At 62.1% G+C, this 14,196-nt stretch carries 11 protein-coding genes and 2 pseudogenes; 3 read left to right on the top strand and 10 right to left on the bottom strand.

The features are described from left to right. Window positions 1-280 precede the first annotated feature (280 nt). Window positions 281-439 carry a hypothetical protein gene (locus tag PSH69_RS20115; protein WP_305409576.1) on the top strand — a complete coding sequence of 53 codons (159 nt, stop codon included), beginning with the start codon at window positions 281-283 and terminating at the stop codon, window positions 437-439. A gap of 116 nt (window positions 440-555) precedes the next feature. On the opposite strand, the pseudogene PSH69_RS30325 reads toward PSH69_RS20115, so the two are convergent. After that, a pseudogene (locus PSH69_RS30325) lies at window positions 556-618 on the bottom strand (hypothetical protein); the annotation flags it as partial. Window positions 619-700: 82 nt separating this feature from the next. Here PSH69_RS30325 and PSH69_RS20105 point away from each other — a divergent pair. Together PSH69_RS20105 and PSH69_RS20100 are read left to right on the top strand one after the other, a co-directional pair. Then, on the top strand, window positions 701-883 hold the full coding sequence (locus tag PSH69_RS20105) for a hypothetical protein (protein WP_305409575.1): 183 nt from the start codon (window positions 701-703) through the stop codon (window positions 881-883). Between the two features lie 255 nt (window positions 884-1,138). Beyond that, window positions 1,139-1,539, top strand: a pseudogene (locus PSH69_RS20100) (IS66 family transposase zinc-finger binding domain-containing protein); the annotation flags it as partial. A gap of 149 nt (window positions 1,540-1,688) precedes the next feature. On the opposite strand, the gene PSH69_RS20095 reads toward PSH69_RS20100, so the two are convergent. The 9 genes from PSH69_RS20095 to PSH69_RS20055 all read right to left on the bottom strand — a co-directional run bounded on the left by PSH69_RS20095 (window position 1,689) and on the right by PSH69_RS20055 (window position 13,925). Continuing rightward, window positions 1,689-2,018, bottom strand: coding sequence for a hypothetical protein (locus PSH69_RS20095; RefSeq protein ID WP_305409574.1), 330 nt, complete (start codon window positions 2,016-2,018; stop codon window positions 1,689-1,691). 184 nt (window positions 2,019-2,202) lie between these two features. After that, the gene (locus PSH69_RS20090; RefSeq protein ID WP_305409573.1) at window positions 2,203-2,370 is read right to left on the bottom strand and encodes a transposase; all 168 of its coding nucleotides are present in this window, start codon (window positions 2,368-2,370) and stop codon (window positions 2,203-2,205) included. 668 nt (window positions 2,371-3,038) lie between these two features. Beyond that, window positions 3,039-4,109, bottom strand: a complete 1,071-nt coding sequence (locus tag PSH69_RS20085) for a hypothetical protein (protein ID WP_305409572.1) — start codon at window positions 4,107-4,109, stop codon at window positions 3,039-3,041. Between the two features lie 1,752 nt (window positions 4,110-5,861). After that, complete coding sequence (locus PSH69_RS20080) at window positions 5,862-6,884, bottom strand: hypothetical protein (RefSeq protein WP_305409571.1); 1,023 nt, start codon at window positions 6,882-6,884, stop codon at window positions 5,862-5,864. A 468-nt stretch (window positions 6,885-7,352) separates the two neighbouring features. Further along, complete coding sequence (locus PSH69_RS20075; RefSeq protein ID WP_305409570.1) at window positions 7,353-9,014, bottom strand: hypothetical protein; 1,662 nt, start codon at window positions 9,012-9,014, stop codon at window positions 7,353-7,355. 278 nt (window positions 9,015-9,292) lie between these two features. Then, on the bottom strand, window positions 9,293-9,523 hold the full coding sequence (locus tag PSH69_RS20070; RefSeq protein WP_305409569.1) for a hypothetical protein: 231 nt from the start codon (window positions 9,521-9,523) through the stop codon (window positions 9,293-9,295). Further along, window positions 9,523-10,083 (bottom strand): hypothetical protein, encoded by a 561-nt coding sequence (locus PSH69_RS20065; protein ID WP_305409568.1) that lies wholly within the window; start codon window positions 10,081-10,083, stop codon window positions 9,523-9,525. Before PSH69_RS20065 ends, PSH69_RS20070 begins: the two co-directional genes overlap by 1 nt. A 281-nt stretch (window positions 10,084-10,364) precedes the next feature. After that, window positions 10,365-12,002: a hypothetical protein gene (locus PSH69_RS20060; protein ID WP_305409567.1), complete on the bottom strand. Its 1,638-nt coding sequence runs from the start codon at window positions 12,000-12,002 to the stop codon at window positions 10,365-10,367. A gap of 468 nt (window positions 12,003-12,470) precedes the next feature. Continuing rightward, on the bottom strand, window positions 12,471-13,925 hold the full coding sequence (locus PSH69_RS20055) for a hypothetical protein (protein WP_305409566.1): 1,455 nt from the start codon (window positions 13,923-13,925) through the stop codon (window positions 12,471-12,473). Window positions 13,926-14,196: the final 271 nt, after the last annotated feature.

The raw sequence follows: 14,196 nt of genomic DNA, 5'->3' as shown, positions 1-14,196 counted from the left end.
TATGCAGAATATGGGGAAAGGGGGCGCACTCTTTTCTCCTTTTGGGACGAATAGCAGGCAGTCTCCTGCCAAAGATCGTTCGACCGAATGCAAACCACGGCCACGTGCATAGCCTGTTGGGTGGTCTGGGGGCGAGTTGGGTTCCAGGGCACGGGAAAGTCGATGGGGGGCTCCGGCCCAAGACCGGACTCCGGGACCTTCCCGTGGAGTTGATACAGGATATTATCCGTCGGGTCGTCAGTGGTTCAGCGGGTGATGCGGCCGGGGGCTGCGCGCCATCATGTTGAGCAACAGGTTTTTAAACGAGTCGGTATTGGGTGAGCAGTCGGTCAAGGAGCATTACCTTTTTCTGCAACCGTTGATAGGCGCCTTCAAAGAGCTCAAACCGCCACCTGGCGATTACGAGATGAATAGCCACATGCTGACGGATGGGGCCTAAACAGCGCAATACGCTGGCCAGGGCCGTGTTCTTTAATCGGTTGGGCGAAATCCGTGACCGCAGTTTCGAAGCGATGAAGCATTTACCCCATGACGATGCGCGACCTCTCTGTGGCCTGCGCTCCCCGAGCAGTAATCTTCAACAACCGACAATTTCGTCTGCTCTGTGTACTTCTTCATGACATCCCCCGATGTTGATGTCCAACTTTCCGGGGTCAGATCATTTTAATCGGACGCGATAGCCCCTAACGTCAGGATTTCCATGCGCCAACGAAGCTCTTCCCCGAAGCCCTTCAAGGCCCAGGTTATTCAGGAATGCCTGCAATCGGGCGCAACCCTATTCAACGTTGCCATCAGCCACGGCATCAACGCCAACGTTATCCGCAGTGGCTACCGCTTCACCGAGACCAGCCGCCAGCGGCGTTGCCGGCTTTCGTTCCGTTGAGAGCTACGCCCAAACGGCAGGCGGAAGCGTTGGCGATTATGAGCTGCCGCTTGGCGAGCAATCGATCACAGTGAAATGGCCAACTTGAGATCCTGAAGGCTGCGCCCGCTTTGTCCGTGGATTCACTCAATGATTCGTATCGACGCCATCTAGCTCGCCACCGAGCCCATGGGCATGCGTGTCGGCACTGAAACTGCGCTGGCCAGAGTGAACGCGGTGTTCGGTGCGGCGAAGCCGCACTGCGCTTATCTGTCTGTCAACCGGATGGGCAAGAAAAACGGCCGCGACCAAGCCATCATCGAGCAACTCACCCACGAAATCGCCTGGTTCAAACGTAACAAGTTTGCCAAGCGCAGTGAGCATTTGAGCCCTGCTCAAAGCAGCCTGCTTGACGACCTGCCGATACCGACATCGCGGCCATCGAAGCCGAGCTGAAAGCATTGAATTCGCCGGCTGCGCCGGCCGAACCACGCAAGCGTGTTCCTTTGCCTGCGCAGTTTCCGCGTACCGTGATTTATCACGAACCAGACAACACCCAATGCGCCTGCGGCTGCCAGCTCCAGCGGATCGGTGAGGACATCAAAGAGAAGTTGGATTACACGCCGGGCGTGTTCACCGTGGCGCAGCATGTGCGTGGGAAGTGGGTCTGCCGCGAGTACGTAGCGGATGCCCACCTGAGCACGCAAGGTCACTTCGGCGGACGCTTACAATTGGTCGCCGGTCCGCAGCTATAGAAATGATCATGACAGCCTGATCTCATTTCCGGAATGGGGCTACAAATGATACGAGAGGCGGGCGTCCGCTTCTAAAACCAGCCTTTCGCTTCCGTTCCGCATTCTCGGCAGTACACCGCACCACTCTTTTGATTTTTTTTGCGCATGATGAAAAAATTTTCACCACCGCACTGACATCGGAAGCCTTCATCATGTGCTTCCGGCTCGTGTAATTCATTGACATTGACATTGACCTTGCCCTTGAAAGCACCACAGTAGGGACACTCAAAGTTACAGGTACCATGTGTGCCGGATGCGAACCATTCTTGCCTGCAACTCAGGCATGTGGCTTCGGCTGGAAGAACATGCTTCTGCTCAACGATCCCCTTCAAAACAAAAAGACTGAAACCGGGTTTTTTCATAAAAATTTCCTCCAGAAGTACTTCGCCTTGAACCCGGGCGGATACCTATGAGTGACAAATCAATACATTCAGTTCCTTGGAATTTGGTATTGGAGGAGAGGTGCGTTCGCCGGCCGCTTACATTTCGCTGACATTCTCGCCGATACGCTTGCAGGGCGGCACTTTTCTGCGATTGCAGCCGAATTCACTTATGGACGAGGTTCGCGTTGAGTCTGTGGCTCAGTGCAACATTATCAATCGAGCCCCCAGGCTGGGCGCACTCCTGAATGACCTGCGCCTTGAAGGATTTGGAGTAGGAACGGCGTTGTGGCTGAATGGACGATCCGCTTAAAAGGCTTGAAATGATGCCCACTTAAATTGATCTGCCCCCGAAATGTTGGACGCCTTTTATGCCCGCCGGGCTGGATCCATGATCCTCTTACGGCCTCTGTTTGCAAGGCAGTAGAGGACCAGCCAGCAGCGATGACCGTCGTTTTCTACCAGCATCGCGTAAGCTTTATCGCCTGGAAGGCACCTTCAGCTTCAACTTGAAGCCTTGGTTAATTGCCGCGCGCGTGCCTGTGTTAAGTCCATGGTGCTGCATGGCCGTATTGACCGCTGTGTCTCCAACGCTGCTGGGCGCACTTCGCCCGCAGTAGGCGCCAGGGCGGACCAGCGCTGATCCTGCGGTTCGAGATGGCAGCTCGTTCCTAATGATCTGGTCCAAAAGCCGATTGCGTAGATACCTCCAATGGCGCTAAATCGCTAGGACCTCCTGGTGGGGTGGTGGCATTGGGAGCCGGGGCCGATGCAGCGAAGTTGGCGAGGTATGCAGAATACGGGGAAAGGGGACGCACTCTTTTCTCCTTTGGGGACGAGTAGCAGGCAGTCTCCTGCCAAAGGTCGTTCGACCGAATCTAACCACGGCCAGGTGCATAGCCTGTTGAATGTCCCCTTATCTGGGCATGACCCTGGTGAGCCCCCTTCGAGGACCAGCTGCAGCAATAACAACCGTCGCCTTCTACTGACGTCACACAAACCTTATCGCCTGAAAGGCGCCTTCAGTTTCAACTTGAAGCCGTGGTTAATTGCCGCGCGCGCGCCTGCCTCAAGTCCGTGGTCCTTAATGGCGGTATTGACCGCCGCCTCCAGCGCTGCTGGGTGCTCTCCACCCGCAGCAGGCGCCAGCGCGGACCAGCGCTGACCCTGCTGCTCGAGATGGCACAGAAATCGTGAAATATTAGAGCGTTGTTTCGGGATAAGGGTGTCGGGCAGTTGCGCCATCACTGTTTGGTGTTCGGGCAGCCCAGGTGTCAGTCGGACCCGACCGGAAGGCGCCAGCAGAGCCAGGTTGAAGCCCCGGTTAAGGGCCGCGCGCGTGCTTGGGTGAAGTATGTGGTCCTGAATGGCCGTATTGACCACTGCCTCCAGCGCTAGTGGGCGCTCTTCGCCTGCAGCAGGCGCCAGCGCGGACCAGCGCTGACCCTGCTGCTCAAGATGGCACAGAAATCGTAAAATTCTAGAGCGGTACAACCGGTCAAAGGTTTTGGGCAGTTGCGTCATCACTGTTTGGTGTTCGGGCAGCCCAAGTGTCAGTTGGACTGGTACTACCAGAACCAACTTGAAACCCCGGTTAATTGCCGCGCGTGTGCCTGTGTCAAGTCCGTGGTCCTTAATGGCCGTATTGACCGCCGCCTCCAACGCTGCTGGGCGCACTTCGCCCGCAGCAGGTGCCAGTGCCGACCAGCGCTGACCCTGCTGCTCGAGATGGCACAGAAATCGTGAAATATTAGAGCGGTATGACGAGGTAAGGGTTTTGGGCAGTTGCGCCATCACTGCTTGGTGTTCGGGCTGCACAGGTGCCAGTCGGACGTGACCGGAAGGTGTCTGCAGAACCAAGTCGAAGCCATGGTTAAGTGCCGCACGCGTGTTTTTGTGAAGTCCGTGGTCCTTAATGGCCGTATTAACCGCCGCCTCCAACGCTGCTGGGCACTTTTCGCCCGCAGTAGGCGCCAGCGCGGACCAGCGCTGATTCTGCTGCTCGAGATGGTACAGAAATCGTGAAATATTAGAGCGGTATGTCGAGGAGAGGCTTTCAGGCAGTTGCGCCATCACGGTTCGGTGTTCGGCCAGTAATGATCCGACTCGCCGCGTGGGGGCGGTGGATGGCAGCGCGCGCGAGGGGCCAGAGGGCTGGGTCGACGATGGATAGGGGGGGGCAGCCCGTTCCTTGCCCCTGCGAGTGCGGGAAACGCCTGAGGTGGATGGGGCCGACGCGGCGTCGGCTCCGGACACAATGTGCCCAAAAGGATGTGCGCCTTCGTCAAGCAGCGGCGGCGGTGCCCAGTGTGGCTCAGAGTGATCGGAGTCTCGTGAGGCCTTGCTCGACGTCGTCTCGCGGCTCTCGGTCGTGCTGTCCGACGGCAGGGGAGACCCCGAGATGTCCTGCGGACTCCGTCTCTGAATCAAAGCATTGCGCAGTTGCGCCTCTGAGCGTGAGCGCGCGCGGAAGAAGTCGTCAGAAGTCAGGTGGCGAGTTAGCAGTAAGTCAGTCACGACGGGTGTTATATCCGCGAGGGTATAATTCGTGCTGTCGGAGCTATTCTGAGCCCGTTGCCGATTCAACTTCTCCAGCACAACCGTCTTTGGGTTGGGTAGAGCGTAGTCCTCGGACGGCAATGAATGCAGATAGTCCTTTGAGAAAGGTGAGAGCTCTCTGCGCGATGAGCCCGTGAACTCGGCGAGAAGGTACTGTTGCACGTCCTCTATGGTGTTCGGCAAATGATCTGGTCCAAAAGCCGATTGCGTAGAGACTTCCAATGGCGCTAAATCGCCAGGGCCTCCGGGTGGGAGGGTGGCATTGGGAGCCGGGGCCGATGCAGCGAAGTTGGCGAGGTATGCAGAATATGGGGAAAGGGGGCGCACTCTTCTCTCCTTTAGGGACGAGTAGCAGGCAGTCTCCTGCCAAAGATCGATCGACCGAATGCAAACCACGGCCACGTGCATAGCCTGTTGGGTGGTCTGGGGGCGAGTTGGGTTCCAGGGCACGGGAAGCCGATGGGCCTGCCATTGAGCCGCGTCATCAGGAATCCGGGAGGCCGATGCTGTTAAGCGACGCTGGAAGGCAATCCGGAGCATGGCGTTATACGCCAATGCCTCGAAAACACGACTGATTGAGTTTGGTCGTTTTGCTGCGAGAAATCGTAGGAAGCGAGGTTTATACAGACCGGAGGCGTTTGACGTCCTGGGCTTCACGCATTGTTGCAGTGCCGACAGAAGCGGTGGATCTCAAATCCTGCGACTGACGGCCAAGACGCAAATGTGTACAACACTGTTGGCTATTCGGGATGAGTTGAAACGCCAACGTCATGAGCCTGTTCGACCAAAGGATCGCAGCAGCAGGCGCTGGTCACGGCCGCCTCGGCCAGCCCGGCGACGGGAACACGTCCATGGCGATCGTCCGGGTTGGGTGCCGGGCTGGAGGCTCTCAGGCGAAAACCGTTCCTTGCCGGTACTCACCCAACTTTTGGAGGCGCGAGCGATTACGACCAGCATGGAAGTGCATCAGAAAACGGAATTTAAAGCACGTTAAGCGTGTTCGGGGGGCCCCCCAGGAAGCCTATCGAAGCGGATGCCTTGGAAGAAGGCACAGAGCGAGGTTGGTAGGACGCAATTCCGTTGCACCTCAAACCCCAATATTGGCGATGGCTATTTCCACGTTGTCGTGCAAATAGCCTTGAGGATCGGTGTTTGCCAGACACCCGCGGAGGGTGTCGCCCTTTTCGCGGCCTCAGCGATTAACCGGCGTGTCCTGACTTGGGGTTGTGGGTTGGCGCCAGTTTGCACAGGGTATCGGCCAGCCCCTCAACGAAGATAGTCACGAACCCTGGAAGCTTGATAGCCATTGACCAGCCCGGCGAGCGCCCGGGCCTTGGGTGACTCCTCGGTCAGGCCGAGGGCGGCGGTGATCAGCTCCTCGCGCTGCGACTCGCTCAGGTGCGCCAGCCCGGCGCCCAACCCGGCGATCGCCCGGGCCTTGTCCCACTCGCGGGCCAAGCCGAGGGCGGCGGTGACCAGCTCCTCGCGCTGCGACTCGCTCAGGTGCGCCAGCCCGGCGCCCAACCCTCGGATCGCCAGGGCCTTGTCCCAGTCTTTGGCCAAGCTGAGGGCGGCCGTGACCAGCTTCTGCTGCTGCGACTCGCTCAGGTGCGCCAGCCCGGCGCCCAACCCGGCGATCGCCTGGGCCTTGTCCTCCTCGCCGGTCAGGTCGAGGGCGGCCGTGATCAGCGCCTCCTGCTGCGACCGGTCGAGAGCCGCCAGCCCGGCGCCCAGTCCGGCGATCGCCTGGGACTTGTCCCACTCGTAGGCGAGGCCGAGGGCGGCGGTGACCAGCTCCTCGCGCTGCGACTCGCTCAGGTGCGCCAGCCCGGCAGCCAACCCTTCGATCGCCTCGGACTTTTCCCACCCGTAGGCCAGGCCGAGGGCGGCCGTGACCTGCTCCTGGCGCTGTTTAGGCCCCATCAACGCCAGCAGCTGGCTATTTATCTCATGAATCGGCAGTTGGGGTTTGAGCGCTTTGAAGGCGCCTATCAACGGTTGCAGAAAAAGGTAATGCTCCTTGACCGACTTCCCATTCAATACCGACGCCTTTAAAAACCTGTTGCTCAACATGAGGGCGTGCAACCCCGCGGCCGTATCACCCGCCGAGCCACTGGCGACCCGACGGCTAATCTCCTGTAGCAACTCCGCGGGAAGGTTCCGGAGTCCGGTCTTGGTCGATGTGCCCGATCGGTTAAGGGCCGCCTCCAGGATCGCCGAGGACAACGAAGTTTTTTGTGAGGACTTGCCCGGTTTGATCGGTGTCCCTGTCGCATCCGTACGATCCATGCGCTTCCCGGGTGGCTCTGGTGTCGCTGTCGTTGAAGTCGAAATGGAGGCGACTGCAGAGGGTGTTACGTCTGGCACAACAGCGGGTGGCGGCGGGCTGGCAGAGGAAATACGCGTCATCGGTTGTAGATTTCTTACGGTTCAGTTGACGGCCGGCACACGGAAGCCGGCGGCGTAACCGTGGATTGACTCACGGCCCTGTGTGTCGAGAGTCTTGAGTGGTCTGAGCGCGGTTCGAGTTCCGGCTACAGCTACCCGACCCATGGGGAAATCACCCTGGCTCATGAAGCGCAGGGGCGAATGTATGGGTTTGTCATGAACTGAATACTGCGAGGGCTATTTGCGCGTTGTCGCGCAAATAGCCTTGAGGCTCGGGTGTCGCCTTCTTCGCGGACCCAGCGATTAATCAGCGTGTCATGGCTGGGGCTGTGGGTTGGCGCCAGCTTGCGCAGGGTATCGGCCAGCCTCTCAACGAAGATAGTCACGAACCCTCGAAGCTTGATAACCATTGACCAGTCCGACGATCGCCTGGGCCTTGTACCAGTTGCTGGTCAGGCCGAGGGCGGCCTTGACCAGCGCCTGCTGTTGCGTCCCGTCGAGAGCCGCCAGCCCGGCGCCTAGCCCGACGATCGCCTCGGCCTTTTCCGAGTCGTCGGCCAGGCCGAGGGCGGCCGTGACCAGCGCCTGCCGCTGCGGCGGTTCGAGAGCCGCCAGCCCGGGGCCCAGCCCGGCGATCGCCAGGGCCTTGGGCCTGTCGTCGGCCAGGCGGAGGGCGCCCGCGACCAGGTCCTCGCGCTGCGACTCGCTCAGGTGCGTCAGCCCGGCACCCAGTCCGGCGATCGCCTGTCCTTTGGGCCCCTCGTCGACCAGGCCGAGGGTGGTCGTGACCAGGTTCTCGCGCTGCGACTCGCTCAGGTGCGCCAGCCCGGCGCCCAACCCGGCGATCGCCCGGGCCTTGTGCTTCTCGTCGGCCAAGCTGAGGGCGGCCGTGACCAGCTCCTCGCGCTGCGACTCGCTCAGGTGCGCCAGCCCGGCGCCCAACCCGGCAATCGCCAGGGCCATGGGCCACTCGGGGGCCAGGCCGGGGGCCAGGCGGAGGGCGGCGGTGACCAGGTCCTCGCGCTGCGACTCGCTCAGGTGCGCCAGCCCGGCGCCCAACCCTTCGATCGCCTCGGCCTTGTCCCCCTCGTAGGCCAGGCGGAGGGCGGCGGTGACCAGCTCCTCGCGCTGCGACTCGCTCAGGTGCGCCAGCCCGGGGCCCAGTCCGGCGATCGCCTGGGCTTTGTCCCACCCGTTCAGGCGGAGGGCGGCGGTGACCAGCTCCTCGCGCTGCGACTCGCTCAGGTGCGCCAGGCCGGTGCCCAGTCCGGCGATCGCCTGGGACTTGTCCCATTCGCGGGCCAGGCCGAGGGCGGCCATGACCAGCTCCTCGCGCTGCGACTCGCTCAGGTGCGCCAGTCCGGCGCCCAACCCGGCGAGCGCCTTGGCCTTTAGAAGCTCGTCGGTCAGGCCGAGGGCGGCGGTGACCAGGTCCTCGCGCTGCGACTCGCTCAGGTGCGCCAGCCCGGCGCCCAGTCCGGCGATCGCCTGGGTCTTGTCCGAGTCGTAGGCCAGGCGGAGGGCGGCGGTGACCAGGTCCTCGCGCTGCGACTCGCTCAGGTGCGCCAGCCCGGGGCCCAACCCGGCGATCGCCATGGACTTTTCCCAGTCGTAGGCCAAGCCGAGGACGGCCGTGACCTGCTCCTGGCGCTGTTTAGGCCCCATCAACGCCAACATCTGGCTATTTATCTCATGAATCGGCAGCTGGGGTTTGAGCGCTTTGAAGGCGCCTATCAACGGTTGCAGAAAAAGGTAATGCTCCTTGACCGACTTCCCAGCCAATACTGACGCCTTTAAATACTTGTTGCTCAACATGATGGCATGCAGCCCCGCGGCCGCATCACCCGCTGAGCCACTGGCGACCTGACGGCTAATAGCCTGTACCAACTCCACGGGAAGGTCCTGGAATCCGCTCTTGGGCGATGTGCCCGATCGATCAAGGGCCGCCTCAAGGGCCACCTGGGACAACGAAGTTTTTTGTGAGGCGCTGCCCGCCTGAATCAGTGCCCCGTTCGCATCCGTGCGATCCATACGCTTCTTGGGTGGCTCTGGTGTCGCTGTCGTTGAAGTCGAAATGGGGGCGACTGCAGAGGGTGTCGTGTCTACCTCCACAGGGCCGGGTGACCAGCAGCAGCTTAAAATAGAGAGTTTCATCGATATAGACCCTTATTGGAGACGGCCGGGCACACGGAAGCCGGTAGCGTAACCGTGGATTGACTCACGGCCCTGTGTGTCGAGAGTCTTGAGTGGTCTGAGCGCGGTTTGAGTTCCGGCTACAGCTACCCGACCCATGGGGAAATCACCCTGGCTCATGAAGCGCAGGGGCGAATGTATGGGGTCGTCATGAACTGAATACTGGCGAGGGCTATTTCCGCGTCGTCGCGCAAATAGCCTTGAGGGGTGGTGTTCGCCAGGCGCCCGCGGAGGGTATCGCCCTTGTTCATGAAGCGCAGAAGTGGATGTATTGGCGCCAGCTTGCGCAGGGTATCGGTCAGCCCCTCAGCGAAGATAGCCACGAACCCTCGAAGCTTGATAACCATTAGCCAGTCCGGCGATCGCCTGGGCCTTTAGAAGCCCGCTGGTCAGGTCGAGGGCGGCGGTGACCAGCTTCCTGCTGCGACCCTTCGAGAGTCGCCAGCCCGGGGCCCAGTCTGGCGAACGCCATGGAACTGTCCCCCTTGTCGGTCAGGCGGAGGGCGGCCGTGACCTGCTCCTGACGCTGTTTAGGCCCCATCAACGCCAGCAGCTGGCTATTTATCTCATGAATCGGCAGTTGGGGTTTGAGCGCTTTGAAGGCGCCTATCAACGGTTGCAGAAAAAGGTAATGCTCCTTGACCGACTTCCCATTCAATACCGACGCCTTTAAAAACCTGTTGCTCAACATGAGGGCGTGCAACCCCGCGGCCGTATCACCCGCCGAGCCACTGGCGACCCGACGGCTAATCTCCTGTAGCAACTCCGCGGGAAGGTTCCGGAGTCCGGTCTTGGTCGATGTGCCCGATCGGTCAAGGGCCGCCTCCAGGATCGCCGAGGACAACGAAGTTTTTTGTGAGGACTTGCCCGGTTTGATCGGTGTCCCTGTCGCATCCGTACGATCCATGCGCTTCCCGGGTGGCTCTGGTGTCGCTGTCGTTGAAGTCGAAATGGAGGCGACTGCAGAGGGTGTTACGTCTGGCACAACAGCGGGTGGCGGCGGGCTGGCAGAGGAAATACGCGTCATCGGTTGTAGATTTCTTACGGTTCAGTTGACGGCCGGCACACGGAAGCCGGCGGCGTAACCGTGGATTGACTCACGGCCCTGTGTGTCGAGAGTCTTGAGTGGTCTGAGCGCGGTTCGAGTTCCGGCTACAGCTACCCGACCCATGGGGAAATCACCCTGGCTCATGAAGCGCAGGGGCGAATGTATGGGTTTGTCATGAACTGAATACTGCGAGGGCTATTTGCGCGTTGTCGCGCAAATAGCCTTGAGGCTCGGGTGTCGCCTTCTTCGCGGACCCAGCGATTAATCAGCGTGTCATGGCTGGGGCTGTGGGTTGGCGCCAGCTTGCGCAGGGTATCGGCCAGCCTCTCAACGAAGATAGTCACGAACCCTCGAAGCTTGATAACCATTGACCAGTCGACGATCGCCTGGGCCTTGTACCAGTTGCTGGTCAGGCCGAGGGCGGCCTTGACCAGCGCCTGCTGTTGCGTCCCGTCGAGAGCCGCCAGCCCGGCGCCTAGCCCGACGATCGCCTCGGCCTTTTCCGAGTCGTCGGCCAGGCCGAGGGCGGCCGTGACCAGCGCCTGCCGCTGCGGCGGTTCGAGAGCCGCCAGCCCGGGGCCCAGCCCGGCGATCGCCAGGGCCTTGGGCCTGTCGTCGGCCAGGCGGAGGGCGCCCGCGACCAGGTCCTCGCGCTGCGACTCGCTCAGGTGCGTCAGCCCGGCACCCAGTCCGGCGATCGCCTGTCCTTTGGGCCCCTCGTCGACCAGGCCGAGGGTGGTCGTGACCAGGTTCTCGCGCTGCGACTCGCTCAGGTGCGCCAGCCCGGCGCCCAACCCGGCGATCGCCCGGGCCTTGTGCTTCTCGTCGGCCAAGCTGAGGGCGGCCGTGACCAGCTCCTCGCGCTGCGACTCGCTCAGGTGCGCCAGCCCGGCGCCCAACCCGGCAATCGCCAGGGCCATGGGCCACTCGGGGGCCAGGCCGGGGGCCAGGCGGAGGGCGGCGGTGACCAGGTCCTCGCGCTGCGACTCGCTCAGGTGCGCCAGCCCGGCGCCCAACCCTTCGATCGCCTCGGCCTTGTCCCTCTCGTAGGCCAGGCGGAGGGCGGCGGTGACCAGCTCCTCGCGCTGCGACTCGCTCAGATACGCCAGTCCGGCGCCCAACCCGGCGAGCGCCTTGGCCTTTAGAAGCTCGTCGGTCAGGCCGAGGGCGGCGGTGACCAGGTCCTCGCGCTGCGACTCGCTCAGGTGCGCCAGCCCGGCGCCCAGCCCGGCGATCGCGTGAGCCTTATGCCAGTCGTCGGCCAGGCCGAGGGCGGCGGTGACCAGGTCCTCGCGCTGCGACTCGCTCAGGTGCGCCAGCCCGGGGCCCAACCCGGCGATCGCCATGGACTTTTCCCAGTCGTAGGCCAAGCCGAGGACGGCCGTGACCTGCTCCTGGCGCTGTTTAGGCCCCATCAGCGCCAGCATCTGGCTATTTATCTCATCAATCGCCAAGTCAGGTTTGAGCGCGTTGAAGGCGCCTATCAACGGTTGCAGAAAAAGGTAATGCTCCTTGACCGACTTCCCATTCAATACCGACGCGTTTAAAAACCTGTTGCTCAACATGAGGGCATGCAACCCCGCGGCCGTATCACCCTGAGCCACTGGCGACCCGACGGATAATCTCCTGTAGCAACTCCGCGGAAGGTTCCGGAGTCCGGTCTTGGTCGATGTGCCCGATCGGTCAAGGGCCGCCTCAAGGATCGCCGAGGACAACGAAGTTTTTTGTGAGGACTTGCCCGGTTTGATCGGTGTCCCTGTCGCATCCGTACGATCCATGCGCTTCTCGGGTGGCTCTGGTGTCGCTGTCGTTGAAGTCGAAATGGAGGCGACTGCAGAGGGTGTTACGTCTGGCACAACAGCGGGTGGCGGCGGGCTGGCAGAGGAAATACGCGTCATCGGTTGTAGATTCCTTACGGTTCAGTTGACGGCCGGCACACGGAAGCCGGCGGCGTAACCGTGGGTTGATTCACGGTCCTGTGTGTCGAGTGTCTTGAGTGGTCTGAGCGCGGTTCGAGTTCCGGCTACAGCTACCCGACCCATGGGGAAATCCTCCTGGCTCATGAAGCGCAGGGGCGAATGTATGGGTTTGTCATGAACTGAATACTGCGAGGGCTATTTGCGCGTTGTCGCGCAAATAGCCTTGAGGCTCGGGTGTCGCCTTCTTCGCGGACCCAGCGATTAATCAGCGTGTCATGGCTGGGGCTGTGGGTTGGCGCCAGCTTGCGCAGGGTATCGGCCAGCCTCTCAACGAAGATAGTCACGAACCCTCGAAGCTTGATAACCATTGACCAGTCCGACGATCGCCTGGGCCTTGTACCAGTTGCTGGTCAGGCCGAGGGCGGCCTTGACCAGCGCCTGCTGTTGCGTCCCGTCGAGAGCCGCCAGCCCGGCGCCTAGCCCGACGATCGCCTCGGCCTTTTCCGAGTCGTCGGCCAGGCCGAGGGCGGCCGTGACCAGCGCCTGCCGCTGCGGCGGTTCGAGAGCCGCCAGCCCGGGGCCCAGCCCGGCGATCGCCAGGGCCTTGGGCCTGTCGTCGGCCAGGCGGAGGGCGCCCGCGACCAGGTCCTCGCGCTGCGACTCGCTCAGGTGCGTCAGCCCGGCACCCAGTCCGGCGATCGCCTGTCCTTTGGGCCCCTCGTCGACCAGGCCGAGGGTGGTCGTGACCAGGTTCTCGCGCTGCGACTCGCTCAGGTGCGCCAGCCCGGCGCCCAACCCGGCGATCGCCCGGGCCTTGTGCTTCTCGTCGGCCAAGCTGAGGGCGGCCGTGACCAGCTCCTCGCGCTGCGACTCGCTCAGGTGCGCCAGCCCGGCGCCCAGTCCGGCAATCGCCAGGGCCATGGGCCACTCGGGGGCCAGGCCGGGGGCCAGGCGGAGGGCGGCGGTGACCAGGTCCTCGCGCTGCGACTCGCTCAGGTGCGCCAGCCCGGCGCCCAACCCTTCGATCGCCTCGGCCTTGTCCCACCCGTCGGCCAGGTCGAGGGCGGCGGTGACCAGCTCCTCGCGCTGCGACTCGCTCAGGTGCGCCAGCCCGGGGCCCAACCCGGCGAGCGCCTTGGCCTTTAGAAGCTCGTTGGTCAGGCAGAGGGCGGCGGTGACCAGCGCCTCGCGCTGCGACTCGCTCAGGTGCGCCAGCCCGGCGCCCAGTCCGGCGATCGCCTCGGCCTTGTCCGAGTCGTAGGCCAGGCCGAGGGCGGCGGTGACCAGGTCCTCGCGCTGCGACTCGCTCAGGTGCGCCAGCCCGGGGCCCAACCCGGCGATCGCCATGGACTTTTCCCAGTCGTAGGCCAAGCCGAGGACGGCCGTGACCTGCTCCTGGCGCTGTTTAGGCCCCATCAACGCCAGCATCTGGCTATTTATCTCATGAATCGGCAGCTGGGGTTTGAGCGCTTTGAAGGCGCCTATCAACGGTTGCAGAAAAAGGTAATGCTCCTTGACCGACTTCCCAGCCAATACTGACGCCTTTAAATACTTGTTGCTCAACATGATGGCATGCAGCCCCGCGGCCGCATCACCCGCTGAGCCACTGGCGACCTGACGGCTAATAGCCTGTACCAACTCCACGGGAAGGTCCTGGAATCCGCTCTTGGGCGATGTGCCCGATCGATCAAGGGCCGCCTCAAGGGCCACCTGGGACAACGAAGTTTTTTGTGAGGCGCTGCCCGCCTGAATCAGTGCCCCGTTCGCATCCGTGCGATCCATGCGCTTCTTGGGTGGCTCTGGTGTCGCTGTCGTTGAAGTCGAAATGGGGGCGACTGCAGAGGGTGTCGTGTCTACCTCCACAGGGCCGGGTGACCAGCAGCAGCTTAAAATAGAGAGTTTCATCGATATAGACCCTTATTGGAGACGGCCGGGCACACGGAAGCCGGTAGCGTAACCGTGGATTGACGCACGGTCTGTGTGTCGAGAGTCTTGAGTGGTCTGAGCACGGTTTGAGTTCCGGTCACAGCTACCGACCCATGGGGAAATCACC

Origin of the sequence: Pseudomonas sp. FP1740 (assembly GCF_030687165.1) — a bacterium.
Classification (GTDB): Bacteria; Pseudomonadota; Gammaproteobacteria; order Pseudomonadales; family Pseudomonadaceae; genus Aquipseudomonas.
Note: the sequence above shows the minus strand (reverse complement) of the source record. Positions and strands in the feature narration are given on the sequence as shown.